The sequence below is a fragment of the Alphaproteobacteria bacterium genome (assembly GCA_019746225.1).
GTDB lineage: Bacteria > Pseudomonadota > Alphaproteobacteria > Paracaedibacterales > VGCI01 > VGCI01.
Window position 1 is genome coordinate 34,970 of sequence record JAIESE010000017.1, and the last position, 24,776, is coordinate 59,745.

Annotated in this window: 19 protein-coding genes and 1 tRNA gene; 8 read left to right on the top strand and 12 right to left on the bottom strand. The window is 43.8% G+C overall.

From position 1 onward, the window contains the following. Positions 1-106 precede the first annotated feature (106 nt). The 4 genes from K2Y18_03420 (at position 107) to K2Y18_03435 (ending at position 3,522) form a co-directional block, all read left to right on the top strand. A complete protein-coding gene (locus tag K2Y18_03420; GenBank protein MBX9804788.1) occupies positions 107-724 on the top strand; it encodes a hypothetical protein in 618 nt (205 codons plus the stop codon). Positions 725-805: 81 nt separating this feature from the next. Next, positions 806-1,309 (top strand): hypothetical protein, encoded by a 504-nt coding sequence (locus K2Y18_03425; protein ID MBX9804789.1) that lies wholly within the window; start codon positions 806-808, stop codon positions 1,307-1,309. Between the two features lie 162 nt (positions 1,310-1,471). Beyond that, positions 1,472-2,731, top strand: a complete 1,260-nt coding sequence (locus tag K2Y18_03430) for an MFS transporter (protein MBX9804790.1) — start codon at positions 1,472-1,474, stop codon at positions 2,729-2,731. 110 nt (positions 2,732-2,841) lie between these two features. Further along, positions 2,842-3,522 carry a hypothetical protein gene (locus K2Y18_03435; GenBank protein MBX9804791.1) on the top strand — a complete coding sequence of 227 codons (681 nt, stop codon included), beginning with the start codon at positions 2,842-2,844 and terminating at the stop codon, positions 3,520-3,522. Here K2Y18_03435 and K2Y18_03440 read toward each other — a convergent pair. From K2Y18_03440 to rpsB, 7 genes are all read right to left on the bottom strand, one after another. Then, positions 3,476-5,569, bottom strand: coding sequence for a hypothetical protein (locus K2Y18_03440; protein ID MBX9804792.1), 2,094 nt, complete (start codon positions 5,567-5,569; stop codon positions 3,476-3,478). The genes K2Y18_03435 and K2Y18_03440 overlap by 47 nt on opposite strands. Positions 5,570-5,777: 208 nt before the next feature. After that, positions 5,778-11,183, bottom strand: coding sequence for a hypothetical protein (locus K2Y18_03445; GenBank protein MBX9804793.1), 5,406 nt, complete (start codon positions 11,181-11,183; stop codon positions 5,778-5,780). 212 nt (positions 11,184-11,395) lie between these two features. After that, positions 11,396-11,472, bottom strand: a tRNA-Arg gene (locus K2Y18_03450). Between the two features lie 26 nt (positions 11,473-11,498). Then, positions 11,499-12,056: a ribosome recycling factor gene (gene frr, locus K2Y18_03455; protein MBX9804794.1), complete on the bottom strand. Its 558-nt coding sequence runs from the start codon at positions 12,054-12,056 to the stop codon at positions 11,499-11,501. Between the two features lie 21 nt (positions 12,057-12,077). Continuing rightward, entirely contained in the window at positions 12,078-12,830 is a 753-nt protein-coding gene (gene pyrH, locus K2Y18_03460; protein ID MBX9804795.1) for a UMP kinase, read from the bottom strand. 44 nt (positions 12,831-12,874) lie between these two features. Further along, a complete protein-coding gene (gene tsf / locus K2Y18_03465) occupies positions 12,875-13,813 on the bottom strand; it encodes a translation elongation factor Ts (protein ID MBX9804796.1) in 939 nt (312 codons plus the stop codon). 49 nt (positions 13,814-13,862) lie between these two features. Next, positions 13,863-14,747: a 30S ribosomal protein S2 gene (gene rpsB / locus K2Y18_03470; protein MBX9804797.1), complete on the bottom strand. Its 885-nt coding sequence runs from the start codon at positions 14,745-14,747 to the stop codon at positions 13,863-13,865. Between the two features lie 322 nt (positions 14,748-15,069). Between rpsB and K2Y18_03475 the strand changes: the two genes are divergently transcribed. From K2Y18_03475 to tmk, 3 genes are all read left to right on the top strand, one after another. Further along, entirely contained in the window at positions 15,070-15,855 is a 786-nt protein-coding gene (locus tag K2Y18_03475; protein MBX9804798.1) for a septal ring lytic transglycosylase RlpA family protein, read from the top strand. Positions 15,856-15,879: 24 nt separating this feature from the next. Then, positions 15,880-17,109 carry a D-alanyl-D-alanine carboxypeptidase gene (locus K2Y18_03480; protein MBX9804799.1) on the top strand — a complete coding sequence of 410 codons (1,230 nt, stop codon included), beginning with the start codon at positions 15,880-15,882 and terminating at the stop codon, positions 17,107-17,109. A 63-nt stretch (positions 17,110-17,172) separates the two neighbouring features. Continuing rightward, the gene (tmk, locus tag K2Y18_03485; protein ID MBX9804800.1) at positions 17,173-17,799 is read left to right on the top strand and encodes a dTMP kinase; all 627 of its coding nucleotides are present in this window, start codon (positions 17,173-17,175) and stop codon (positions 17,797-17,799) included. A 5-nt stretch (positions 17,800-17,804) separates the two neighbouring features. Here tmk and K2Y18_03490 read toward each other — a convergent pair whose 3' ends face one another. The 4 genes from K2Y18_03490 to K2Y18_03505 all read right to left on the bottom strand — a co-directional run bounded on the left by K2Y18_03490 (position 17,805) and on the right by K2Y18_03505 (position 22,988). Then, a complete protein-coding gene (locus tag K2Y18_03490; GenBank protein ID MBX9804801.1) occupies positions 17,805-19,373 on the bottom strand; it encodes an MFS transporter in 1,569 nt (522 codons plus the stop codon). Positions 19,374-19,826: 453 nt separating this feature from the next. Then, positions 19,827-20,423 (bottom strand): hypothetical protein, encoded by a 597-nt coding sequence (locus tag K2Y18_03495; GenBank protein ID MBX9804802.1) that lies wholly within the window; start codon positions 20,421-20,423, stop codon positions 19,827-19,829. A gap of 96 nt (positions 20,424-20,519) precedes the next feature. Next, complete coding sequence (locus K2Y18_03500) at positions 20,520-22,415, bottom strand: extracellular solute-binding protein (GenBank protein MBX9804803.1); 1,896 nt, start codon at positions 22,413-22,415, stop codon at positions 20,520-20,522. A 6-nt stretch (positions 22,416-22,421) separates the two neighbouring features. Beyond that, positions 22,422-22,988: a cytochrome c family protein gene (locus tag K2Y18_03505; protein MBX9804804.1), complete on the bottom strand. Its 567-nt coding sequence runs from the start codon at positions 22,986-22,988 to the stop codon at positions 22,422-22,424. A 168-nt stretch (positions 22,989-23,156) separates the two neighbouring features. Between K2Y18_03505 and K2Y18_03510 the strand changes: the two genes are divergently transcribed. Beyond that, positions 23,157-23,906: a 3-deoxy-manno-octulosonate cytidylyltransferase gene (locus tag K2Y18_03510; protein MBX9804805.1), complete on the top strand. Its 750-nt coding sequence runs from the start codon at positions 23,157-23,159 to the stop codon at positions 23,904-23,906. A 347-nt stretch (positions 23,907-24,253) separates the two neighbouring features. Here K2Y18_03510 and K2Y18_03515 read toward each other — a convergent pair. Then, a partial coding sequence (locus K2Y18_03515) for a hypothetical protein (GenBank protein MBX9804806.1) occupies positions 24,254-24,776 on the bottom strand: 523 nt, incomplete at its 5' end.

The following is a 24,776-nucleotide window of genomic DNA, read 5'->3' on the forward strand; positions in this document are numbered from 1 at the left end:
TCAAATTCGTTGATTGTGATAAAAAATCTGAATTGACAAAATGACGAAAACATAAATATAATTTTACGAAAACCACTCAAAGAAAAATAATAAATAAGGAGAAATCATGAAAAAGTATTTATTCGTTCTTAGTTTTGTTATTCTCGCTCTTTCAATAAAAGCTGCAGAAGACGAAGGCCCAAAAGATTCTATATCTGTCGGCGTCCCCCTTGTTCAGGCTTCTGTTCAGGCTTCTGATCAAGCGAAAACTCCAGAAGAAATTATGCAAGAGTTGAACAACAACCCTCAGGGTGTGGAAATGGTCGGGGGTTTTAAAAATCTATTTACAAAAGTTGCGGTTCCAAAACAAGAAGCTGTGCAAGCGCAAATTGAATTGCTCGTGAGAAATAACGAAGATCTAAGACGTGCCGCCCAAGATTCTGACGCTATTCGAAGAGCATTGGGTGAAGCCCAAGTTCAAAGGGATGCTGCGATTCGGGAGAAGGAACAAAAAGAGGCAGAGCATACTGCGTTACGCGCCCGTATTGCTGTCCTTGAGAAAGGTAAAAAAGATCTTCTCATTAATCTAGACCAAAAGAGTGCGATCGCAGCCCTTGAAGAACAACGTCGTCAAGAATTAACAGTGAAAAATCGTGAATTGTCAGAGAGCTTCAATCAAGTCGCCCAATTGGTGAATGAGCTGGGAGGTCTGGAAGCAGCGACCGCCGACTTAGAAGTGGCTTAGGATATGCAAGAGGGAAGTGCTGAAGAAGTTAAAAAGAAAGTTTCTCAAATTGAACTCATTATATCGCAAAACAAGGAAAGAATGGCTCGATTAACTGTCCAAAAAGATGAATTAGAAAAGCGCCAAGCCCTTCATAAAGAGGAAATTAAGGCTTTGGAGCTAAAAATTAAAGAGAATGATTTTTACCAACAATTGAGCGATATGATTTATGATAGAAGTATCAGTGACGAAGAACTCGCCTTTCAATTTCTTTCGATTTGCAATGTCTTACACATGGATCTTGACGAGCTCTCCAAAGGGAGAAAAAGGCTCATTGAGATCTTGATTGGTGTTTCCTTGCCACGGGAACCCCGCCCTGAGTCTATCCCGGATCCTTTGCCAGAAGATTATATTACACTAAACCCGACAGAACGATTTAGGTTTATTGGTAATGATTTCACTCCACTTGGGCTTTCCTGGTATGGTGTACCATTGAAGCTTAAAAAGTGTACGCATAAAGGAAGTTCTTTTGAAGCAAGTTATGAACAGGGGGTTAAGGAGGATGCTTCTCAACGTCTTAAGGCATTAAACAAAAGTAAAAAATAAGGAATATTCATGGGAGAAAGCATTTCGCTTTCTCCCCATTGCCCTCAAATTACCACCTGTGATGCCCAATAAATTAACCACAAGTCCATAAAAATCTTGCAATTTTGCGTCAGACAACCTACTAAAAAGGTAAGAGTCAATTGCCAAGAGAAAATTAAACTCATGAAATCCAAACACCTCCCCTCGGCCTACTTCATTTGGGCGTGCGCTGTATTTTTCTATTTGTACCAATACATCATCCGCGTCTCCCCAAGCGTCATGAAGGACGACTTGATGATTGCCTTCGATGTGACGGCCATTGGGTTCAGCAGTTTATCTTCCTTTGCTCTGTATAGCTATGCATTGATGCAAATTCCCGTGGGCATGTTAGTGGACCACTATGGAACGCGCCGGATGATATTATCTTCCATTACGTTGTGTGTTTCGGGGGTTGTCCTGTTTGCTTCTTCTGAACAACTGATCTTTGCCTATCTTGCTCGCATGATGATGGGCACCGGCTCTGCGTGTGCTTTTCTTTCTGTCAGTAAGATTATCAATGAATGGTTTCCTGATGCGCGCAAAGGTCTGATGATGGGACTCACCGCGACCTTTGGCACCTTTGGGGCCTTTTTGGGGGGCCGTCCGCTTGTCATGCTTATTGAAAGCCAAGGGTGGCGGACAAGTTTGCTCATTCTTGCCGCCATTGGATCTGTCGTCCTATTCTTGAATTTTATTGCCCTTCCTCACCATCCTAAAACAGCCAAAGAAGTTGTGCCTGGGGAGGAAATGACCTCATTTAAATCCATCCTTGCGGTCTTTAAGAGCTCTCAAGCCTGGATCTTTGCGCTTGTTGCCGTGGGCATCTATCTTTCTATCTCTGTAGTCGCAGATTTGTGGGGTGTCTCCTTCGTGCAAGAAAAATTTGAAATTGACCGTCAGAATGCGGCAAGTATGATTTCCTACATTTACTATGGCACGGCCGTAGGGTGTCCCCTTTTCGCATGGTTTAGTCGCGTGATTGGTTCTGTCAAGCAAGCCGTCATTATTGGCGCGTTTGGGATGATTGCGCTTCTCGCCTGTTTGGTTTTTGTTGATCATATCTCCGTGCTTCAAGGAAAGAGCCTCTTCTTTGCCATTGGCATTTTTACAGGGGCTGAGATTTTGTGCTTCATTGCCGCTTGTACCATCATGGGACCTGAAGTTGCGGGCACGATGACTGGATTCCTAAATGGCGTGGTTAGCCTGGCGTCAGCCATGATTCAACAGCACGTGGGCATTGTCCTCGACTATTTCTGGGAAGGGGAATTGACCGCTGCCGGCGTTCGGGCGTATTCCCTTCACACCTACAAGGTTGCCTTTGGGGTGATCTTATTTTTCACCTGTATGTCTTGTATCCTTGCCTTCTTTATTAAGCCGGGTCATGGGGAAATTAAACAATCTTAAAGTACAGTGGTAATGCCTATTGTCAAGCAATGGGCAATAATATAATTATGAATTTCAATATTTCCTTAGTATAAAAACTCTCAAGACTATTTAATTTGAGAGGTGTTTATTTGTTATATGCCATATCTCCCCACAATAGAGAAATATATGCTCAATATCTTGATGATTATTTTAGACTCCGAAAAGAAGTTCTCATTGATCAAAAGGGCTGGGATTTAAAATCCATTGAAGGTAAGGAAATGGATCAATTTGATCACGACCAAGCCCATTACCTCATTTATAAATCTCCTCAATCCAATTGCGTGACGGCAGGCGTGCGATTAATGCCAACAACAGTGCCAAATCTAACTGTTGATATTTTTTCTCATCTCATTGATCCTTCGCATAGATTCGCTCCCTCATCAGAAGTTTGGGAATGCAGTCGATTTGTCACCAAACCGTCTGCGGTAAGTACCCATAAGGAATTGATCAAAGAGGCTACTTTCATGTTGTTCATTGGTATGCTGGAATATGGATTGCGCAATGATGTTCATGCTTATCTTGCTTTGACAGATGTGCGCCTGGAGCGCATTGCTAGAATGAACCAGTGGTATATGACGCGTTTAGGGGCGGCACAAATCATCGGGAATACGCTAGCTGCTACAGGCCTTTTTGAGGTGTCCAGCAGAGTCGGGGAGAGGATAAGGCGCAATTCTGGCATCTCTAAAAACATTTTTTGGGAAGAGAGGGGCCTTTCTTCCTCTATTACCAATTACCATCATCTTCACTTCCTGAATCTTCAGTCTGTTTGACTGGAACCACTTCCACTGTAACTTGGGGAGTATCCGTAACAGTCTGGGTACCAGAATGATCATGGGGTGATCTTCTGCCTGATCCTTCTCCCGAAACTGCTGTTGCCTCTGAATCGCGAGATGAAATAGACGAAAATTCACTATGATCCCCATCAATCGGAAGCAGATTTCTTCGAATGCTCAAATGGTTAAAAAACTCTCTAGCATGCTCCGCATTCATATGTCTTATTTGGTAATCTAATTCCTCATACCTGTGAACAGTCTCGATTAATTGTCGAGTAGAACCTGTCATATCAATGCCACAACAGCAGAATTTAACATTGTTAAAACACCAGAAATTCATGATGCCACCTGCTCTGCACCACTCAACAAAGTCACCCAGAAGATGATCTGTAAATTTGAGAGGGCCTGGCATAACTCGGAAAATAAAGGTAGTGGTTAACAAGGCTTGAGCTGGTACATTGTCAATCCCAACAGCGGGCAATACCGTACGCACTAAATGATCCGCAACAGGCCACCCTAAGTACATCATCCATAGGGTGCGTGATGTAATTGTGGATATTCTTCCACCCATTAAGGGGGCTTCTAATCCTTTGCCCCAGAGCTGAAATTCATAGGTAGTCAAGGGAATTTCTTTATAAGCAACAAAGGGTTGGAGGAGTGAGAATACTCCTGCTCCAACGTAGCCAATTGTGGATGCTAATCCTGGGCTCGCGGTGCATAATATGGATACTTCTTGAAATACATACTTTGTCATAAGGAACATCACAGGCATGCTTAACGCATGCATTACAACACTGGCTGCTTTAGATATTTTTTTGTTTCTTCGATGCCATATGACAATCCGATTGGGTACATGTTTTGCTTTATCTAATACATGGTTAGAAATCTTTACGAGGCGATTGTATAAAGGAGAAAAGGAAATAACGTTCAAGTTTAAGCTTTGACTAGGAGCTTGTGCGTGACTCTCTTGACCTTCCCGATGTTCATTCTCACCCTCCAATCCCAATTCATCGCCTTCATTGTCAGTGGGAACTTGGCGAAATCCACCGGCAGGCGCGAGTGCAGGAGCGTGATGAGCGAGGTTCAAGTCCACGGCTTCAGCGTTAAATTGATTAGGGGAATTGGCATTACGTTTTATGATAAGTGATCTCATTGCAAAGGCATCACTGAGCTCGTCCCTTAAAGGGGCAAGATTTTGGTCTTCGTAAGTATGTAAAGGATTATCAAGTGGGTCGCAGGTAAAGTATGTATACCAAAAATAAACAAAGATGAATGTCGCTGCCGTAAAAATGGATTTTGTTACAAATGGGGCCCAACCTTCTGTCAACCTGCCTTCATTATCCCAGGCTTGGATACCGAGATAGGACCACCAAATGGCGTATTGCGCAGCGTTCATGAGGGGGTGATAGGCAACTCGTTCATACCAAGGAAGAGACGTCGATGTTACAGTTCTTGTCAATAACTTTGCATCAGGAGTTACTTTACGATCGACACGATCTGCAAATGTTTTGGACGTTAAGCCGGCAAGAAAAAATTGGGGGGCAGAGGCCCCCGCAACTAAGAGCCAGCTTCCAACGCTGTCGACAGGAATGTGGGCATTCATCCCTGGAATTGAATTTCTCAAAACATTGAGGAGCCAGGGATCGACCACTGTAAAATCAGCGGCTCCGAGAATACCAAACGTAACGATAAGGAAAATGCTTTTGCCGGTGGGGCTAAATCTTAATTGAATTAACGTGCGACCCAAGTGGTCTTCGATGCGTTGCCTTCTTTCGATTACGATTACATCTTCCCCATTTTGGGCGTCACCATCCGTGACATTGGATAAAGCTAAATTGTCTCTATTTGGTTGACCTCGGGAGGTCATCATGGCGGGTTCATCCCGTAGAAAACTATAAGGATCATCTTGTGTTTGAGCAGAGACAACTCTATGAGAACCTTGGATATCGCCATCTTCTGGCTCGGCTGTTAGAATTGGAAGAGAGAAGCTGAGGAAGAAAAAAATAAAACAGAAATAATTAATTAAGATTCTATGTTTAAGCATTGATTTTCCCTTTTAATTTTTTCATGTATGTTCATACAATTTATTTTTAATTCCAACACCAGTTAGAATTTTGACTTTGTAAAACTGGATCGGATGAGTATCAGCTTAACCATATTGATATGAATTGACAAGAATCTTTAAATAAATATTGAATAATTTATCTAAAGGTTGAGAAGGTTCAAGAGGGGCGTAGGTAATACATTCAAAATTATTGGTTTTGTGGGGTATAAAAAAAATCACCTGTGTTTTGATAACCATTTAAAAGGTCAGCAGGGATATGATTCATTGTGATATTGAAACGTACCAAAGGCAGAGATCGAATGAGAGGTAGGTCTCTAAATCTGTTATTCGCGAGATTCAGCAGCCTAAGGTTCAACATGGAGGAAAGGAGAGATTGGCCAGACAAGACGTCAGTTTCAATGAGGTTATTAGCCAGAACCAGAGCCAAGAGGCCCTTAAACTTCGGCAGACGGTCTTGATAGAGGCCCACCAAGGTAGTGATCTGATTGCCAGTAAGATCGAGAATTCTCAATTTTGGAAGCACTGGTAGGTCCTCAAGAAGCTTGGGTGTTCTTGTGTTAATGAGATAAAGGTCTGTTAAGCATTCAAATTGGGGGAGTGTTTTAAGAAATGCCATCTGAAAAGGGCCCCCTGAAATTTCGAGTCTCTCTAAGCAATTCGCTTCGCACGTAAATCCATTCAATACTAATTTATGGGGATTTGTCTCTGGTGGAAGATGCCATTTTAGCGCAAAAAGTAATTTGTAAAGAGAGTCCCGAGGGTCAAATGCTTTTACAAACTCTTGTAGTTCTTGAAGAGGGGGTAGATCCTTTAGGGCTTCAGGCATAAGAGCCGCTTTACAATTTCGTTCATAAAGAATTTCAAGGATATAAATCATTTTTGAAATCGACTCTGTACCTTTGTTGTCCTTGCCTTTCCAAAGATTAAGGAAAGCGGCCACAAGTTCCTCAACATCCATAGCGGTAAAGCCAATTTTCAGTTGAGCTTGATCACCGGTTTGTTCACATTGAATGTTTTCTAAGGGCTTCTTAAATCCTTCAGGGCATCCCATTAATACACGTAGATCCTGAACACTCGCTACGTTGGGAATGAAATTATTATTGAACGTTAGCATTCGAAGAGACTTTAAACTATTCACTCTTGAGACGTTGTGGAGATGGTTCTCATTTAAAGCAAGTGTTTGGAGCTCTGAAAGTCTTTCTAAGGAGGGGAGAATAGGAGCAAGGGAACATATTTGATTTTTTGAAAGATCCAGAACTGCTGTTCTCGGGAACAAGTTTATGAGTTCATTTAATACGGCAAGACTCTCTTTGTCATCATGAACGAATAAACCAGAAATACTAAAGAATCCGCTTTCAATTCGCATAGCGATGCTTTTTTGCAAGTACCTCAACCTCAATTCTGTAGCGAGGCGAATGCATGCTACTGGCGCGTTTGCTTGGACGAGATTGACCAGGATTGCTGGATTTTGCCAGAGAGCTGAATTAATTCGATTCACTTGAATATCGAACTGATCCGCTAGCGCTAGTACCTGGATGATGACATCCGTTCCATGAAGCTCAGGATTGAAACGCGCAAGACATTCATTGGCACTATCATTTAAAGAATGAGGCGGGACACAAACACTGTTAAAGTGTATGTCCTCCCATTCTTGCAACATGGTGGCTAGGTTCTTCCCATTGCTCCCAATCCAATCAAGGTCTGTATCTTTGTTCTCTATGGGACTCAGGCCAATTGTTTCTTCCGCCTGGTTGCCCCAGAATTCTTGACTGGTTGCTTGTTTACTCTTCAACTTTTGCGTGGCTGCATAATACAACTCTGGCCACAGTGCTTCGAGTATGTCCTTAAAGGTTAGATGCAAGTTCTTGGTCAACACATCCTGGAGAAGAAACGACTTGTCCAGAAGAACTTTCACATACCAAGGATGAAATTCTGTCGCCGGAAATGCATCTTTAAGACACTTCAGCCAATGAAGGTGAAGAAGGGGGATTGAGTGGCTTAACAGATGAATGCGGGCTTGAAAGGATAAGAGTTCTTGAGATTCCAAGAGGCCTATTGCTTGGTTGATCGCAACAAGGAGAAAATGATCACCAACCCGATACTTGAGTTTGAAAATGCCCCCTTTGGTTTCTTCATTTACGGCAAAGCCACAAGATCTCACAGGCATCTCGAGGGAGTTACCCTCCCCTGATTCTGCTGGGTTTACAGGGGGGAGGAGGAGAAGATTAATAATGGCGTTTAAAAGATTGACATCCTGTTGCCCCATTTCAAGACTTCCGATCCATTGTTGGCGAAATAGCTGACAGGCGACCCCCACAGGGTCAACAGAGTCAGCGTCTACGTGAGCAAGATCTCCATATTTGCGAAATCGCACAAGTTGTGCAACAGTTTGAGTGTCTCTCTCTGTCGCTGCTGCAAACCCTCGCTCTTGAAAATATGTCAATACTCTGGGCGGGAGAGCTAAGAAACCCTTTCGCGCTTCCTCAAGGATACGTTTCCAACTGAAATGAACTCTATCATGATTGGGATTCGGAAGGTGTTTGAGGACAAGATCAATGTACTTAATGGCATCCTCTAAAGTCATTGTATTGATATCAGTTTCTTCTATTAAGTCTTCTCGCATGAAATCTAAGGGATGAGTTGACTCCATACAGGCATAGTTAGCTCCCGCCTCGAGTCTGAGCATGGGAACTTTATCCCAGGAGATCATTGGGCTGGAGTCTTCATGACCTCTAATAATATCTTCATAGGCAGTATTTTGGTCAAAACCGTCTAGAGGAATAAGATCCCAAGCCATTTGACATGCTTTGGCTCGAAAAGCGCCTCTCTGGCAAGCCCAGTCAAATTTTTCGACAAAGAACTCTTTAACATTTTGAGGATATTCCTCTACAAGGGTTTTGAGATTAATGCATGAGATCTTTGATAAGGATTCCAGACTTTCCTTAGTGTATTTGTTAAATTTATCAAGGTCATCCAATTTGTATCGGACTCTTTCACCATAAGCGTCAGCTTCAGTCACCCATTGTCGAAGTTGCTTGAGGATCTCTGGAATGATCATTTCAAAGAAGTGAATAACCATAGCATTATTAACTTCTTTTTCCCCATTTTTTAGGAAAATTTCGTAACAATAGCCTTCGTGGGGGTGAATATATTTGAGAAGTTCTAGATAAGTAATCCTGGTTTTTAATTTTGCTACCATCATATTAAAGGTTTGAAGCAACTGACGAACTGTTTCTGGACGGCCCGAAATATTTAGTCCCAACGATGCAGCTTCACTATCATCAATTGCAAAGACGCGCACATCTTCATCAAGGACAGGAGCCTCGCTCACTTCATCGTGGTCATCTTCTGTTTCTGTTGCAAGATCATTCACCCGATTGGAAATATTATGAAATGTAAAATCTGTATTTTGCTTCAATTTATATTGCGATGATATTTCGTCAAATTCTATTTGATACTGTTCAAGTTGATCCATGAGGTGAGCAAGCATCAAGGGGAGAGCGTTCTTAACGAATTTCTCTTTGACATCTTCGGGGATGATGTCATTTCCAAATGCCAAATAAAGAATGTTTCTGCCAATAAAAACATGTTCATCAACATGGTAAATTTCTTCCCCGATCATTCCATCTTCCCATTTAGAGGCCAAGCAGATCTTCCGTCCACCAGCATAAATATATTGAGCAAGCTGAAATGTAGGCTGGAGGAAGGGATCAAAACCAGTCCTTTTTAAAATGAATTTTCCACCCACCGGCTCAACAGATAAATTAATAGGATTTGCATGGGCTTGGGATAATATGCTGAAAAGGACTCGCATCCCGACAGAAATAGGATCAATCTCGCCAAAGGCTCTATTGCCAGTCGAAACGCTTATGAGCCATTCCATGAAACTTGAATTGGCGTTACTTCTTCTGACTCCAACAAATTCATGCCTTTTTTCTGTTGTCCAGCTCGCTGGATTCTCAATAAAATTTTTGATAGGGGCATTGAATCTGTTTTGTTCTACTGTTGGGGTATCGATCATTACCTCATCTAAGACACCAAATTCTATGGGTTCTGAATCAAGACCAAACATTCGCTCAAACCAATAGCGAAAATATTTATTCCCGACTTTAAAGGGATAGGTGTCTTTTTTTGAGACCGTTAAATCACCGATCTTACAAACTTTCTCACCAACGATATTATCCTCACTGGCATTTTTAGTTCCAAAGCAAAAGGGTCCAAAGCATTCCCAGGAGAGAGCTGTTCTTGCAGTCGTTTGAGAAATTCTCTGTATGGGGCCCCCGAGCATGCGTAGACAAGCCTTTGGGGTGACGAAATTCCTTTGGAAAACTAAATCCCTATCTTTCGTAGGTTTGGAAAAGGCTCCCCTAAAGTCTGCAAAACAAGTATCAATTGGTTTCAAGGGGTTGAGTACTAAAGCCCTCGTTAGGAAATAATGAGCTTGAAGTTTAAATCTTCGAACTTTTTCTTCCCAGTCAGGAATTTGAGAAAATATATTCACAAACCTTGCTAAAAAAGTGACGTTTCCTTCGGATCCATCCTTGAAAATCTTCAGACCTGGTTTGATCACTCTTTGGGGCGGCGCGGGCTCCTCCATAACTTGAGCTCTTCTGAATCTTGGGGATAGAGATTGGACGGCTCGTCTCGGGGACATCGGTGCGGCACGAGGGGAGCTTATGACTTCTTGGGGAGGTGGGGGAGGGGGTGGAATCTGTTCATCTTCATCGACAAATGCTATGGCATTTTTTGGAAGTGAATTGAGAAACTTTGAAACGGGTGTCGATTTTTCCACAAAGTAGTCTTCTGGTATATCCTGATAGGTTTCGGGCAAATCGGGAAGGTCTAGGGAATGGCGCAAAATGCACCAGAGAAGGTCCCCGTTTTTGTCCGCAAAAGACTTGAGATCAACAAGCATCCAATCCAATTGGGAAAGTGTATCTGGTGCAGAAGTATCATGCTGTCTTAAGTTTTGTAGGAGATTGTTGAGAGACGTTTTAAAATACTTGGACTGAGTGTGAAAATATTTAACCCATTCATATATTTCTAAAAGGTCTTCCTTACATAAAGTAGAGCTGCTTATTTTATCATAAACTCGAATTCTAAGGTTGTGCCATTCCTTTTGAAACCAAAGAGATTGATTTACAGCTAAGAGAAGGGTTGATACATGGTCAGAAGTTGTCTGCCATTTTGTCAGTATTCTTTTTAAACTGTTGGTAACTCTTGTGAGAGGTATAAAATGATCCGTGCAAGGCTTGGAAATCAATTTGATGGCTTCTGCTTCGGTAAAGCAATATTCTGGAGGTACAGCTACCTTCATGAATCGCTCTAAGTCTTGTACCAATGGATCGGTTGGAGGTACCTCGAGAAGCAAACGATGGATATTTTCTGCGAGCTTCACAGGGAGGGGGGCAAATAGATCAGGTTTGGCTGATAGAGAAGAACTTATAGCTTTTTGAAGGCTCTGAATTGCAGATTTTGCTTCTCTTATTCGGTCTTGATAAAGTTGATTTGTGGATTCATCCTCAAGCTCAACCACTTCCATGGCAAAACACGGAGCAAGGAAAACAAGACAAAAGAGAGCGAAAACCTTCATTTTGTTCATTTCTTTTAGGGTAGAAAGTTCTTAATTGTCTATCAGTATAGGGCGATTACCTAAAATGATAAATACATTTTTGAAAAATTTCATATTAAATCTGAGAGTTTCATTTGTTATTAGCTAGTGGATTGATTTCATTAATGTTTGTGTAAAAAAAGGACAATATAGATTTTAACTATTTGAATTATTGAAAGCTTAAGAAAGATAAGTGGCGCGTCCTGGAGGATTCGAACCTCCGACCTGCGGCTTAGAAGGCCGTTGCTCTATCCAGCTGAGCTAAGGACGCAATTTGTCGGGGTAACTCCCCCGAAACTACACTTGCATAATATCTTTTTGCTTGGTGCTAAGCAAGTCGTCAATCTTTTTGATGTGCTTGTCCGTGACAGTTTGGACTTCTGTTGAAAGGCGATGAAGCTCATCTTCAGAAATATCCCCATCCTTTTCAAGCTTTTTCAAGGCCTCCATGCCGTCTCTTCGGACATTACGTACACTAATCTTGGCGTCTTCTGCATATTTGCCGGCGATTTTCACCATTTCTTGGCGACGTTCCTCACTCATGGGGGGCAAAGGAATGCGAATAAGCTGTCCATCTGCTGCTGGATTTAAACCAAGGTCGGAGTCACGAATTGCTTTTTCAACCGCTTTGACCATGCCTTTATCCCACACTTGGACTGTGAGCATGCGTGCTTCGGGAACGTTAATGGTTCCGATTTGATTCAAGGGCATGAGAGATCCGTATACATCTACCTTGATACTGTCGAGCAAATTGGTAGAAGCGCGCCCGGTTCTAAGTCCTGTAAACTCTCTTACAAGAACTTCGTATGCTCCATCCATGCGCTTTCCCAAGTCAATTAAAAGTGTTTCTGTCATTGAATGCATCCTTTTTGGTTTTTATTTTTCTGAAATTAAGGTGTAGTTTCCTTTGCCACAAACAACTTTAGCAAATCCACCCTTTTCAAAAATAGAGAAAATGGCAATTGGAATCAAGTTTTCCCGAGATAAGGCAACAGCTGTTGCATCCATGATGCCAAGGTTTCGGTTTAAAATGTCATCATAGGAAAGTGTCGGGTGAAATTCTGCTTCGCTGTTCTTGTGGGGGTCAGAACTATAAACGCCATCCACCTTTGTTGCCTTCAAGAGCAAATCACACCCCATTTCGGATGCGCGTAATGCAGCTGCCGTGTCTGTTGTAAAGAAGGGGTTGCCAGTGCCACCGGCAAAAATGACGACACGACCTTTTTCCATGTGGCGCAAAGCCCGGCGACGAATATAGGTCTCGCCTATGGCCTCAATTGGGAAAGCACACATGACCCGACAGTGCATGTTGGATTGCTCAAGGGCATTTTGAAGGGCTAAAGCGTTTATGATGGTGGCCATCATTCCCATGTAGTCAGATGTTGCGCGATCGATACCATGCTCTTTGGCGCCTGTTACACCTCTGTAGATATTTCCACCGCCAACGACGACGCAAACCTGCACTCCAAGTTGATGCACGTGGGCGATTTCTGAAGCCATCTTTTCGAGCATGCCTTGGTTGATGCCTTGCGAGGTTGACTCCTCACCAGCCAAGGCCTGGCCGGATATCTTTAACAATACCCGGTTATAAAGAGGCTTTTTGGAGGAAGAGGAGGGAGGTGTCACCATCTCAATTGTTACCACTTAATTAATTATGAGTGCAGTTACTATCCTTATAAACCTGCCTGCGCCAATACTTCTGCTGCAAAGTCGGATTCAGCTTTCTCAACGCCTTCTCCTAAAGCATAGCGTACATATCCTTTTAAGTGAACCGGTGCATTTAATTCTTTTGAAGCCGTTTCCAACATATCGCGAATCTTTGTTTTGCCATCAATAATAAAGGTCTGTTCCATTAAGACAACTTCTTCATAGAATTTGCGCAAACGACCTTCAACCATTTTAGCAATGATATCATCGGGGCGACCAGAAGCACGTGCTTGGTCTGCCACAATCGTTTTTTCCCGGTCCAATGATGTTGGATCGAGGTTTTCGATGAGCAAAGCTTGCGGGTTGGCAGCTGCTATATGCATGGCGATACGCTTGCCAAGGTCGGCTAATGTGCCTTTATCACCAGAAGATTCCAAAGCCACTAAAACACCTATTTTTCCAAGGCCAGGGGAAACCGCATTGTGGACATACGATGCAACATGCCCTTCGGAAACACTCAAACGCACAACGCGGCGCAAATGCATGTTTTCTCCAATAACGGCAATGAGGCGTGTGATTTCGTCCTCAACGGTTGGAGCTTCGCCTGGAAAAGGAGCCGCCTTTAAGGTATCAACTGTATAGTCTTGTTTTGCAGCAATAAGGGCCGTATTGCGAACCAAGTTTTGGAAGTTCTCATTACGGGCGACGAAGTCAGTTTCTGCATTGATTTCAACAACAGCACCTGCCGTTGCATTGCTGGCATCATCTATTGCAGCGGCAACAAGTCCTTCAGATGCTACGCGCCCAGCTTTTTTAGCGGCGGCCGCAAGCCCTTTTTTGCGAAGCCAATCGATGGCGGCTTCCATATCGCCCTCAACTTCTGTGAGCGCTTTTTTACAATCCATCATGCCGGCGCCTGTGCGTTCCCGTAAATCTTTTACGAGGTTTGCTGTAATTTCAGCCATTACTTAAATCTCCTTAAAAAAACGATATAAAGATATTTTCAACGACCCGTTATTCAGGTGTCGAATCTTCCTTAGGTTCAGCTGGACTTTCAGCTTTATCTTTCCCTTTTGCTGTTTTAATTTCGGGTGAGGCTTCAGCAGGAGCTTCAGCACCAAACTCTTCAGCCAGTGTTTCGATGGCTATTTCCGGTTCTAGAACTTCCGTAGGAACTTCTGCAGATTCACCAAGATCGATACCAGCGGAGGACATTTCAGCTTGCAGGCCAGCTAATACAGCGCCTGATATCAGCTCGCAGTATAGTCCTATGGCTCGTAAGGCATCATCATTGCCTGGGATTGGGAAAGTTACGCCTTCTGGATCCGAGTTGCTATCTAAGACAGCCACAACTGGAATGTTGAGACGGCGAGCCTCTTGAATGGCGATTGCTTCTTTGTTTGTGTCAATAACAAACAAAATATCAGGCAATCCACCCATTTCACGAATACCACCGAGGGCCATGTCGAGCTTATTAAAGGATCGTTCGAGGTCGAGACTTTCTTTTTTCGTTAAGCCAGATGCTTGGCTCAACCGTTCTTCCATTTCTTTCATTCGTTTGATGGATTGGTTTACAGTCTTCCAGTTTGTCATCGTGCCGCCTAACCAGCGGTGATTGATGTAGTATTGACCGCAACGTTTGGCGCTTTCTTTAATTCTTTCAGAAGCTTGTGTTTTTGTACCCACAAACAAAACGCGTCCTCCACTTGCAACTGTATTGCGAATGGCTTCCATTGCATGATGCAACATGGGAACGGTTTGTTGTAAATCTAGAATGTGAACACCATTACGAATGCCAAAGATGTAAGGTGACATTTTGGGATTCCAACGGCGTGTGTGGTGACCATAATGAACGCCTGCTTCAAGCAATTGGCGCATGGTAAAAGATGGCGTAGCCATGATATATTAACTCCTTTTTCCGGTTAAACCTCCACAGGGGGTGTGATTACTGATCATTTTCTCAAATAAAATATGAGAAACAATAACACCGGACGGTTTTTGAAGGCTCTCCCCCCATAACCACCCCTGTGTGTGGACTTCGATCAAATCTTTAGCATGTCTGAAAGCGTTGTGCAACCTTAATTTACGAGGGGAATGGAGCACATCAGGTTGGGTATAAAAACTTTAATTCTACAAATTTGGATTTCAGATCTTGCTGAAATGGAAACGATGGATTATCCTTTTTTTAAATTAGCGTTATGATCTAGGCAGAAATAATACAATGAAAAAACTCGTGGGGGCAATCATTCTTGCAGGGTTTGCTTTGGCAGGTTGTTCGACAACGACAGTGACTGAGAAGGCACAAGATAAGCTCTGTACAGGCACTAAACGACCCTATCAGGTCAAAGGAACTTGGCATTATCCACAAGACCATTACAACTATGAAGAAGAAGGCGTCGCTTCCTGGTATGGACCTAAATTCCATGGTCGCCCAAAGTCTTGTGGAGAAATTTTCAATATGCATGGGATTAGCGCCGCCCATAAGACATTACCGATTCCTTCCGTTGTACGGGTAACCAACGTTAAAAGCGGAAGTAGTGTTAAACTTCTCGTCGATGATCGTGGGCCATTTATTGGGGATCGTATTATAGATCTCTCAAAGGGGGCTGCTACATACCTTGGCATGTGCAATCAAGGCCTTGGCAAGGTTCGCGTCGAATGTATGCCAGAAGAAAGCAAGGCATTTGCAAAATTTGTTTCCCAATATGGGCGTTATGGACGTGATCCCAGTGGTCGCTCCTGGGAAACAATCTTTCGAGAGAAATTTGATACCGATGGATGCGCCCCCATGCCAAGATCCATGGGGAACATTCATCATGGGAAAAAAACTCAGCGTGTGGGAAAGCAAGCCACTACCAAAAGGCCTTTTCCTGTTCGCAAGCCCAGTGTAAGATCAATTTCTGCGTCGGATCGATCTTTGCGAGAAATGCAAGATGAAATAGATGAACGGGAGATTGATCAACTGTTGCAGGAAACCCGAACTACTTTAGGTCGTAAGCGGGTTTAGTGACTTAAACTTGATGGATGTAATATGAATTTCTTTTCTCTTATTGTTTTGGGTCTATCAATTTTGACATTGACCCCTGCGGTTGCTGTAAAATCAGGTGTCATTGGGCAGATTAAGAAGACAGCACCGAAGCAAGAATCAACAGTTGAACTTCCCTCTCAACCTCTTCGTACGTCACCTTCTGGAAAAATTGAGACGCTGGCAAAGCAAGTCCTCTTGATTGATTTTACAACCGGTGTGATTCTCTATGAAAAGGATCCGGATGAACGAATGCATCCTTCGTCCATGACTAAGATCATGACTGCCTATTTGGTATTCGAAAACTTGAAAAGTGGAAACATCCAGAAGAATACCACTTTTCCTGTGAGTGAGCGAGCCTGGCGAATGGGTGGGTCTAAGATGTTTGTGCCCTTGAATGCTATGGTGAAGGTTGAGGACTTGTTGAAGGGAATTATCATTCAATCTGGGAATGACGCGTGCACGGTTATAGCAGAAGGACTGGCAGGCTCAGAAGAGAACTTTGCGCGAGTGATGACTGAAAAAGCCCATGAGATGGGTGCTGTTCATACAAATTTTCGAAATGCTAGTGGCTGGCCAGACCCGGAGCATTTAACAACTGCTAGAGATCTCGCAATCATTGCCCATCGGATCATTACCGACTTTCCTGAATTCTATCACATGTTTGGTATGAAGGAGTATGTCTACAACAACATTCGCCAATGGAACCGCAACCCTTTGCTTTTTAAAAATGTCAGCTGTGACGGCATTAAGACAGGTCATACAGATAGTGGAGGTTATGGGATTGTGGCCTCAATGGTTCAAGGAGATCGTCGCTTGATCTTGGTGGCGAACGGTATGCCGTCAGAACAGGCTCGCGCAAACGAGGTGCTTAAATTACTGACGTGGGGCATGCAGTCCTTTGAAAATTATACTCTATATAAACCCGGTGAAGAGGTTGATGAGATCCCTGTATGGTTGGGAGAAGAAAATTTTGTCGAGGCGACGGTTCCCGAAGAAATTGTCATTACTCTGCCACAATTCTCTAAAAGTGGCCTAAAGGTGGATATTCAGTATGACGCACCGATTGCAGCGCCCATCAAAAAGGATGCGCCTATTGGGACAATGTTTATCACATTACCCTCACAAGAGCTTCCTCTTGAGGTTCCCCTCGTGGCACTTAAGTCTATTGAAAAGGCAGGGTTTTTCAAGAAGATTAGGGATTCGTTCTTATACCTAATATGGGGAAAAGCTTAACGGATTTTCTGCTTTTAGGTTTTTTATTTTTTTCCGTTCTTAACCGAACATGGAGTGTGTCATATGACTGAAAAAGTTGGAAAGTTCATTACCTTTGAGGGGGGAGAAGGGACCGGAAAGTCTACCCAAACCGTATTGCTAGCTGATTATCTAAATGAACAGGGTCATCAAGTTGTGTTGACACGCGAACCAGGAGGAAGTGATGGAGCCGAATTGATTCGCGCCTTGTTGGTCTCAGGAGATATTGCGCGTTGGTCACCGATGACGGAAGTGTTGTTGCTCTATGCGGCACGCGCTGAACACTGGTCAAATGTTATTGAACCTGCTTTAGCCGCGGGAGCGTGGGTTATTTGCGATCGATTTGCTGACTCTACCCTCGCCTATCAAGGATACGGACATGGGGTAGACCGTGTTTTTATCAGCAAGCTCTATGCGTCTGTGATCGGTTTTCGTCAACCAGACTGGACTTTTGTATTTGACTTGGATCCAGCGATCGGTGTTGAGCGAGCCTTGAAGCGCCATACCAGTGAGAATCGGTTCGAGCATATGGACATGACTTTTCATAACAGAGTGAGAGAGGGCTTTCTAAAAATTGCCCATCAACATCCGGAGCGCTGCCACATCGTTGATGCTACCCAATCTGTTTATGCAATCCACAAGGAAATTGCGCTCCAAGTGAGTGGCGCTTAGATCTTTTAGTGCATCACAGGCGCTGTTATGCTTTGTGAGGAATCTTGGGCGATACCTTTAAAGTATTTTAAGAACAGTCCTATACCAAGGATGCTCAATCCCATCCCAATCCAAAAAGTTAAACTGAACCCATAAAGAAACGCCTGATCAATTAATCCCAACAGATTTGGGATTTGTTCAGCGGGAAACTGTTTCAGTTGTTCGGGCGTGTGCTCAACTTTGGCAATGATGCTTATGAGGGCTTGTTGTTCCTCAATCGTAATGGACGAGCCAGCTTCCGCCATAAGACCAATAAGCTTGGGTCGACCAAACATGACAAGGAAACTGGTTGACGCAATAATACTGATTGCATTCCCCAAAGTCATTGCCATACAAAATATGGCGGAGCCTGTATTAATTTCGGCAGGGTTTAATGTTTTGAACATTGCTGTATTCAGGGAAGGAAATCCGATTCCTAATCCCAAACCTGCCAACAACAACCCTCCACAAACCATCAATGCGGAGCTACTTGCTCCCAAATGGCTTAAAGCAAAAAGCGCACATACACTTAATGTAAAACCTGAAACGATCGGGATGCGGATGTCCATATGGTCTGCCAATTTGCCTCCAACGGGGGACAAGATGCCAACGGCTAATGTCATCGCCAAAAAATACCAACCCGTATCTGCGCTGGAGAGTCTTAAGGTGTTTTGCAAATAAAGGGCCATCATAACGAGGACGAGTGAAAAACAATAGGCCATAATAAAGCCCCCAGTAACCGTGCTCATAAAAGGTTTATTTTGTATGATGTCCTTCGGCAATATTTGAAAGGGTTGCCCTCGATCACGGTATGCAAACAGGACTAATGAGGCAAGCCCTCCTAATCCAAAACTCCACAGGGTGGGATCACTCATTCCCCATACTTCAATCTGGTTTAATGCAAAGACGGCAGAGCCTAACCCGAATGTCAAAAGGGTCACACTTAACCAATCAATGCTTGGCGGGTTAGGATGCTTCTTTTCATGGGGTGCATACATCACGAGGACGAAGATAACCAGAAGTCCTAAAGGAACATTTATATAAAATAGCCAACGCCAGCCAATTTCTTTGATGATCCAGCCAGCAAGGGTTGGGCCGAAAGCAAGACCGAGGCCAGCAGAGCCACCGACGAAGCCCATTGCCATACCTTGCTTTTTGACAGGAACGGATGAGAAAACGAGGCCATATGCTGGAGAGGAAAAAATAGCCGCTCCTAAACCTTGAATGAGGCGACCTGCAATGAGAATTGTAACGTCATGACCAAGGCCCGTCATAACAGATCCAAGAATGAAAGTACTAATCCCCAAATTTAGGGAAAACTTCTTTCCATAAATATCAGCAAATCGGCCGGCTGGGACAACAAGCGCGGCCCAGATCAGAACGTACCCGCTTAAAAGCCATTGCAGAGTGTTTAAATCACTATCAACTTCCTCAGAGATGGGAACCAAAGCCAAGTTCACGGCTGTATAATCAATGTTGATGAGAAATATCAAAAGACCGATGGCAAAAAGCATGATCCATGACTGGAAGCTAAGTGTATTACTTGTTTTAGGCATTATAAGACTCTTTCACGTGTAAATATTAATCTATTGGACTCATTTCATCTCATGACACAAGGAATATACTAGCAATCCAGGGGCCAGAGGCGAGTTATTTAGGGCGTTTGTGAAATCATTCATCTGCCTGCATCACTCCTTTAGCCCCTGTATTGCTTCACTTTCGCTCGCAATGACGACAGGGTTCTATCTCATAGAGGGGTCTTAATGTTCCTATCACTACAGTTTTGGCAACCCCCTTCACCAAACTATCTTACTTTATTATCACTTTTTAACAAAATAAGAATCAATGCTATCCGTTTTGATTACGGACAAATTGAAAGATCTTTGATCGTTAGGAAGTCAGAAGCGAACTTGAATGATGAGGGAGTTTCATTTTGGTGAGTTTGAAAGAGGTGTTAAACTCTCCCCTTAGCCCAGCAGCGCTAGGTAAGGGAAGAGTTAAACAATGAGTTAGCTTGCTTTAGTATGTTTTTTAGGTCTTGTGTCTTCTGTATACGGACTTGCCTTTACAGAAGTGAAGCAGAAAAACTTCTTGCCAGTATAATTCTTGCGGCTCAAGAGGTTTCTGGAGTTCCAGGCAGTAACTTCTCTTTTTTCGATTTGGCCATCAGCTGTTTTAAGAGTGTAAGGGACGCGATGCGCTTTACCATCTGGAGCAGCCCGAAGAGCCGTAATGATGCTTGATACAAATGGCTTACCTGTATCATCTGTCATTGTCATAGCATCTGTACCAATCTTCATTGGTTCTGGTGGATACACAGCCCATTTTCCATCTTGGACGCATCCGACAAACGCATGTCCGTCATCAGAGTTAATGATGGAGGAAATGTCACCAGCTTGGACAATAGACCCTTTGCCGCTGCCTTCAGATGTGCTTGTGCCACCAATGCCTTGCTCATTTAATATTTTAAATGTATCAGCGCCATACTTTGTAAAGAGGTCCCTTACCCCTGATAAGCGGGCATCAGGATCCATGTTTGCAGCAATAACAACGCCAATGCACAAAGCAGAAGCAATGAACGCTCGAGTGATCATTTTTTTTGTCATAAATTTTTCTCCCATTCGATATTAATTAACAATCATATGTTAGACGTAATTTTGGACAAAAACAAATAAAATTATTGACGCTTGGCTTTTTGTTAATCAGGCGAACCAAGACTTTATTCTGTGCCAGAAGGTAGGGCCATTGTTGTTTGTTTTATCATTCGTTTGGACGGAAAGGGGGAGCCTTGCATCTTTTTCTCGATCAAACCACCAGGTGGACGTATCGAGAGCATGGTATTTGGGCAAAATTTTGGGACGGGAAAAGCGATCCCAATAGGCGACCCACACAGCCCCACTGTGCCATGCGGGAATCATGTAGTAGTTCCACAATAGAACGCGATCTAAGGCTCTTGCATAGGTAAACAGAGATTTGTAGCTTGAGGCGTCAATGAGTTTTTCGATGAGTTTATCGACTACAGGGTTTTGAATGCCTGAAACATTTCTTGTTCCCGTAACGTTAGCCCGTTCTGAGCCAAAATAGTCACGTTGCTCATTGCCAAGAGATTGACTTTGCGGAATGAGATTGAAAATCATATCATAGTTCAAATGATCAACACGAAATTGATAAGCGTCCGTATCTAGAAAGCGAACTTTAAGCTGAATTCCCAAGGCCTCTAAGCGTGCGGCATAGTTAAGGAGTATTTTTTCAAGAGACTTATCATAGATCACGGCTTCCATAATAAAGGGCTTTCCTGTTTTCACATTTGTCATCAGGCCATCCCGAACTTCATAGCCAGCCTCTTTTAAAAGGCTTTCAGCTTGGGACAGGATCCCTCGGTGGTCCCCTTCTTTTTGAGGCGTAGGTAAGGTAAAGCGCTCGGTCAAGACTTCCTGAGGCATTTGTGACTTAAAAGGCTGGAGTATGGCAATTTCTTCAGGCGAAGGGACTCCCTTTGCCTCAAAATCCGAGTTTGGGAAGAAACTCGTGTTTCTTTTAAACAATCCATAAAACATGTGTTTGTTGATCCAGGGAAAATCGAACATAAGCGTTAGGGCTTTGCGGACACGGATATCCTTAAAGAGAGGACGTCGAATGTTAAAAGCCAAGCCATAGGTGCCAGATGACAAAGAGTGATTCAGTTCTTCCCGTTTGACATAACCGGCTTTATAAGCGGGGAAAACATAGGCCGTTGCCCAATTTTCCGATCGCGTTTCACGGATTAAAGTGTCTTGTCCGGACTTAAAGCCTTCGAACATCGCATTTCTCTCGAGGTAATAATCAATTTTGATTTTATCAAAATTGTGACGGCCTTTCTGACTGGGGATCGAAGCTCCCCACCAATTTTTTATGCGCTTATAGGTAATCGAATGACGAGCGGACAAGGTTGCAATTTCATACGGCCCGGAGGAGGGGGCTGGCTTTAGAGATGTTTCATCGAATGGGTGAGTGGTATAGTATTTTTTGGACAAAACGGGGAGTTGCCCTAGAATCAAGGGAAGCTCGTGGTTGGATGTTGTATTAAAAAAAAATTTTATGGCGAGGTTATCCAATTTTTCAACACGACTGATGTTCTTGTAATAAGTTCGATAGATGGGAAGTCCCTTGGTTCGTAAAGTCTCAAAGACCCAGATCACATCATCGGCGGTAATGGGATCACCATTATTAAACTTCGCGGATGGGTTAAGTCGAAAAATAACCCAGGATCGATCCGGGGCCAACTCGACGGATTCGGCAGCATAGCCATAAGACTCACCGACGCGATCTTGCGCTTCATCCAGCAAGGTGGCAGATGTGAGGATGTTGATCATCATGGGAGGAACACCCTTAACGATATAGGGATTTAAACTATCAAATGTTCCCAAAACACTTAAATCGAGTACCCCCCCTTTGGGGGCTTCCGGATTTGTATAGTCAAAGTGTGTAAAAGTTGGGGGGTATTTCATCTTTCCAAAGTTTGATACCCCGTGGGTTCCTTGAGGAGTCAGCTTGGGTTTGACAGCTTCTGTCCCTTGAATTCCTAACCACAAAAGTAAGGCATAAATAATGACAACCATGTCTGTTTAAGCCTTTGATTTTGGAGCGGGAGCGGTTGGTAGAGGCTTAGGGGAATCGCTTAAGGTGTTCAAATAGGCAATGACATCAGCGCGTTCTTGGTCATTTTTAAGGCCGACGAAGGACATTTTGGTTGTTTGCACGAAGGCACGAGGTTTTTGCAGAAGGACATTCAGCATCTCATAATCCCAATTTCCGCCCTTCTCTTTAAAACCTGAGGAGTAGGCAAAGTCGGCCGCATGGGCAACTTTTGCCCCAATAATGCCCCATAGATTGGGCCCCGTCCTGTTGGCGCCGCCTTTTTCGAAGGTATGGCATTGGGTACATTTCTTTGCGATTTCCTTACCCTTTTCGACGCTGGCGGAAGTGAGGAGAGGGCCAATCGGCTTAAGAGGTTCGTCTTGTACGGGTTTGGCGCCAGGCTTTGGGGTATCTTCACCCCCTTCAACCACGAAAACCGGTTTTTCTAACTTGATCGAGTGCACCAGGTGATCTGACAGCAAACTCCCCATCATAGCCACCAGAAGTGCTACCAAAAAACTCGCTGTGATTTTGTTAAACTCGAAACTGTCCATTACTTAACACTGATCTCTTCAGAATGTGCCCTTGATAACTAGTATAAAACCAAAATGAGTGCGTGCGAACCCATTAATTGTAAGATTCATTGAAGATATTTCGCGTGCTTTTATGGCTCTTTTATGGCACTAAGGGTGTACTTTATTGAATTTAAAGAGGTTGTAGGCATGCTGAATCCCATTATTTTAATCCCCGCCCGTCTTGGGGCGACCCGACTGCCGAACAAGCCGTTGGCGGACATTCAAGGCGAACCGATGATTGTTCATGTATGGCGCCGCGGCATCGCAGCTGAGATTGGTCCCGTTGTGGTAGCCTGTTGTGGCCCTGAGATTGAAGAAGTGGTCACACAAGTGGGGGGAAAAGCGGTTCAGACGGATCCTAACTTGCCACGAGGAACGGACCGCATTCATGCTGCTTTGAAGAAGATTGAGGCCGAAAATCCTGGCCAAACCTATGATGTGGTCATTAATTTGCAAGGAGATTTGCCCACCATCAGTGCCACTCTTTTGCACCAGGTTTTGGCGCCTCTCTCAAACCCAGATGTGGATATCTCGACGCTTGGCGTTGTTATCGCAGATAAGGCTGAGTTGACCAATCCCAATGTGGTAAAGATTGCCATGACTGCGCCTCAAGCAACTGCCGATGGCCATAAGATTGGCCGTGCTTTGTATTTTTCCAGAAGCCTCATTCCTTCAGGCGGTCCGGTTCATTATCATCACATCGGGGTTTATGCTTATCGTCGCAAAGCCCTGGAGGCTTATGTAAAGCTGCCGGTTTCATCTTTAGAAGCAGCCGAGCAACTTGAACAATTGCGCGCCTTGGAAGCCGGCATGCGCATGGATGTGGCCATTGTCACCGAAATCCCCCCCAGTGTGGATACTCAAGAAGATCTGGATGCGGTGCGGAAGTTGGTTTGACGAACATTTAAACAGGGAATGGCTGTTTTTTTACCTCTCTCACGGAGGGTATTTTACAGAAAGTTATTGGCATTGCGAGGAGTTAAGCCGTAGCTGCAAGCGGAGGTGAACGACGCGGGAATCCATGTATTTGATTCTTCATAAGGATTTTATGTAGATGGGGGGCAATACATGGATTGCCACGTCGCTTACGCACTTATGTGCTAACGCTCCTCGCAATGACACGTAACTAAACCACCAATCGTCAATGTGTAAGCCTTCCCAAAAACAAAACCCCCTCTCCAGAAGGAGAGGGGGTTTGCTTTGTGAACTAGGGGTTAATTTATACCCTATTGATTAATATGGTCTTAATCTTGGCCAACACCAGCTGCTGCTTCCGGTTTAGCCGCTGTTCGAGCTGCCCTTTCTGCTCTCTTTGCTTCAAGCTGTTCGGCAAGAGTAGGCGGTGCCTTTGGCGCATTCCCCATAGCATGGTGAGTGGTGGCGGCTTCTTCCAGAATATCTTTTCTTTCAGATTCAGCTGTTGGCGTGAATTGCTTTCTTTTCTCTTCCAGTACCTTTTGTTGATCTGGTGTTAGGTTATGTGCGGGAGCAGGGGGCACAAAACCTGGGGGGGGAGGAGGAGCCGTAGGAACGGCATGCTCAGTCATACCTTTAACAGCTTCTGCTTGCGCTTTAGCTGCGTCCAAAATCTTTTGATGTGATGATTCTGGCAATGTTGCCATTGGTGCAGGAGGAACAACGGCTGCTTCTGTAGCTTTTTTCTCCGCTTGTAAAAGATGTTGATCGTGAATAGGGTCTATTTTCATTGGCTCAACGTCTTTGAGAGCTGGTTTAGGCGCTTGTGGCGCTTGTGCAGACCTGTCAGCT

Excerpts from the sequence above, each read along its gene's own strand:
- K2Y18_03420 (MBX9804788.1), top strand. The coding sequence starts at position 107 with ATGAAAAAGTATTTATTCGTTCTTAGTTTTGTTATTCTCGCTCTTTCA.
- K2Y18_03425 (MBX9804789.1), top strand. The coding sequence starts at position 806 with ATGGCTCGATTAACTGTCCAAAAAGATGAATTAGAAAAGCGCCAAGCC.
- K2Y18_03430 (MBX9804790.1), top strand. The coding sequence starts at position 1,472 with ATGAAATCCAAACACCTCCCCTCGGCCTACTTCATTTGGGCGTGCGCT.
- K2Y18_03440 (MBX9804792.1), bottom strand. The coding sequence starts at position 5,569 with ATGCTTAAACATAGAATCTTAATTAATTATTTCTGTTTTATTTTTTTC.
- K2Y18_03445 (MBX9804793.1), bottom strand. The coding sequence starts at position 11,183 with ATGAAGGTTTTCGCTCTCTTTTGTCTTGTTTTCCTTGCTCCGTGTTTT.
- frr (MBX9804794.1), bottom strand. The coding sequence starts at position 12,056 with ATGACAGAAACACTTTTAATTGACTTGGGAAAGCGCATGGATGGAGCA.
- pyrH (MBX9804795.1), bottom strand. The coding sequence starts at position 12,830 with ATGGTGACACCTCCCTCCTCTTCCTCCAAAAAGCCTCTTTATAACCGG.
- tsf (MBX9804796.1), bottom strand. The coding sequence starts at position 13,813 with ATGGCTGAAATTACAGCAAACCTCGTAAAAGATTTACGGGAACGCACA.
- rpsB (MBX9804797.1), bottom strand. The coding sequence starts at position 14,747 with ATGGCTACGCCATCTTTTACCATGCGCCAATTGCTTGAAGCAGGCGTT.
- K2Y18_03475 (MBX9804798.1), top strand. The coding sequence starts at position 15,070 with ATGAAAAAACTCGTGGGGGCAATCATTCTTGCAGGGTTTGCTTTGGCA.
- K2Y18_03480 (MBX9804799.1), top strand. The coding sequence starts at position 15,880 with ATGAATTTCTTTTCTCTTATTGTTTTGGGTCTATCAATTTTGACATTG.
- tmk (MBX9804800.1), top strand. The coding sequence starts at position 17,173 with ATGACTGAAAAAGTTGGAAAGTTCATTACCTTTGAGGGGGGAGAAGGG.
- K2Y18_03490 (MBX9804801.1), bottom strand. The coding sequence starts at position 19,373 with ATGCCTAAAACAAGTAATACACTTAGCTTCCAGTCATGGATCATGCTT.
- K2Y18_03495 (MBX9804802.1), bottom strand. The coding sequence starts at position 20,423 with ATGACAAAAAAAATGATCACTCGAGCGTTCATTGCTTCTGCTTTGTGC.
- K2Y18_03500 (MBX9804803.1), bottom strand. The coding sequence starts at position 22,415 with ATGGTTGTCATTATTTATGCCTTACTTTTGTGGTTAGGAATTCAAGGG.
- K2Y18_03505 (MBX9804804.1), bottom strand. The coding sequence starts at position 22,988 with ATGGACAGTTTCGAGTTTAACAAAATCACAGCGAGTTTTTTGGTAGCA.
- K2Y18_03510 (MBX9804805.1), top strand. The coding sequence starts at position 23,157 with ATGCTGAATCCCATTATTTTAATCCCCGCCCGTCTTGGGGCGACCCGA.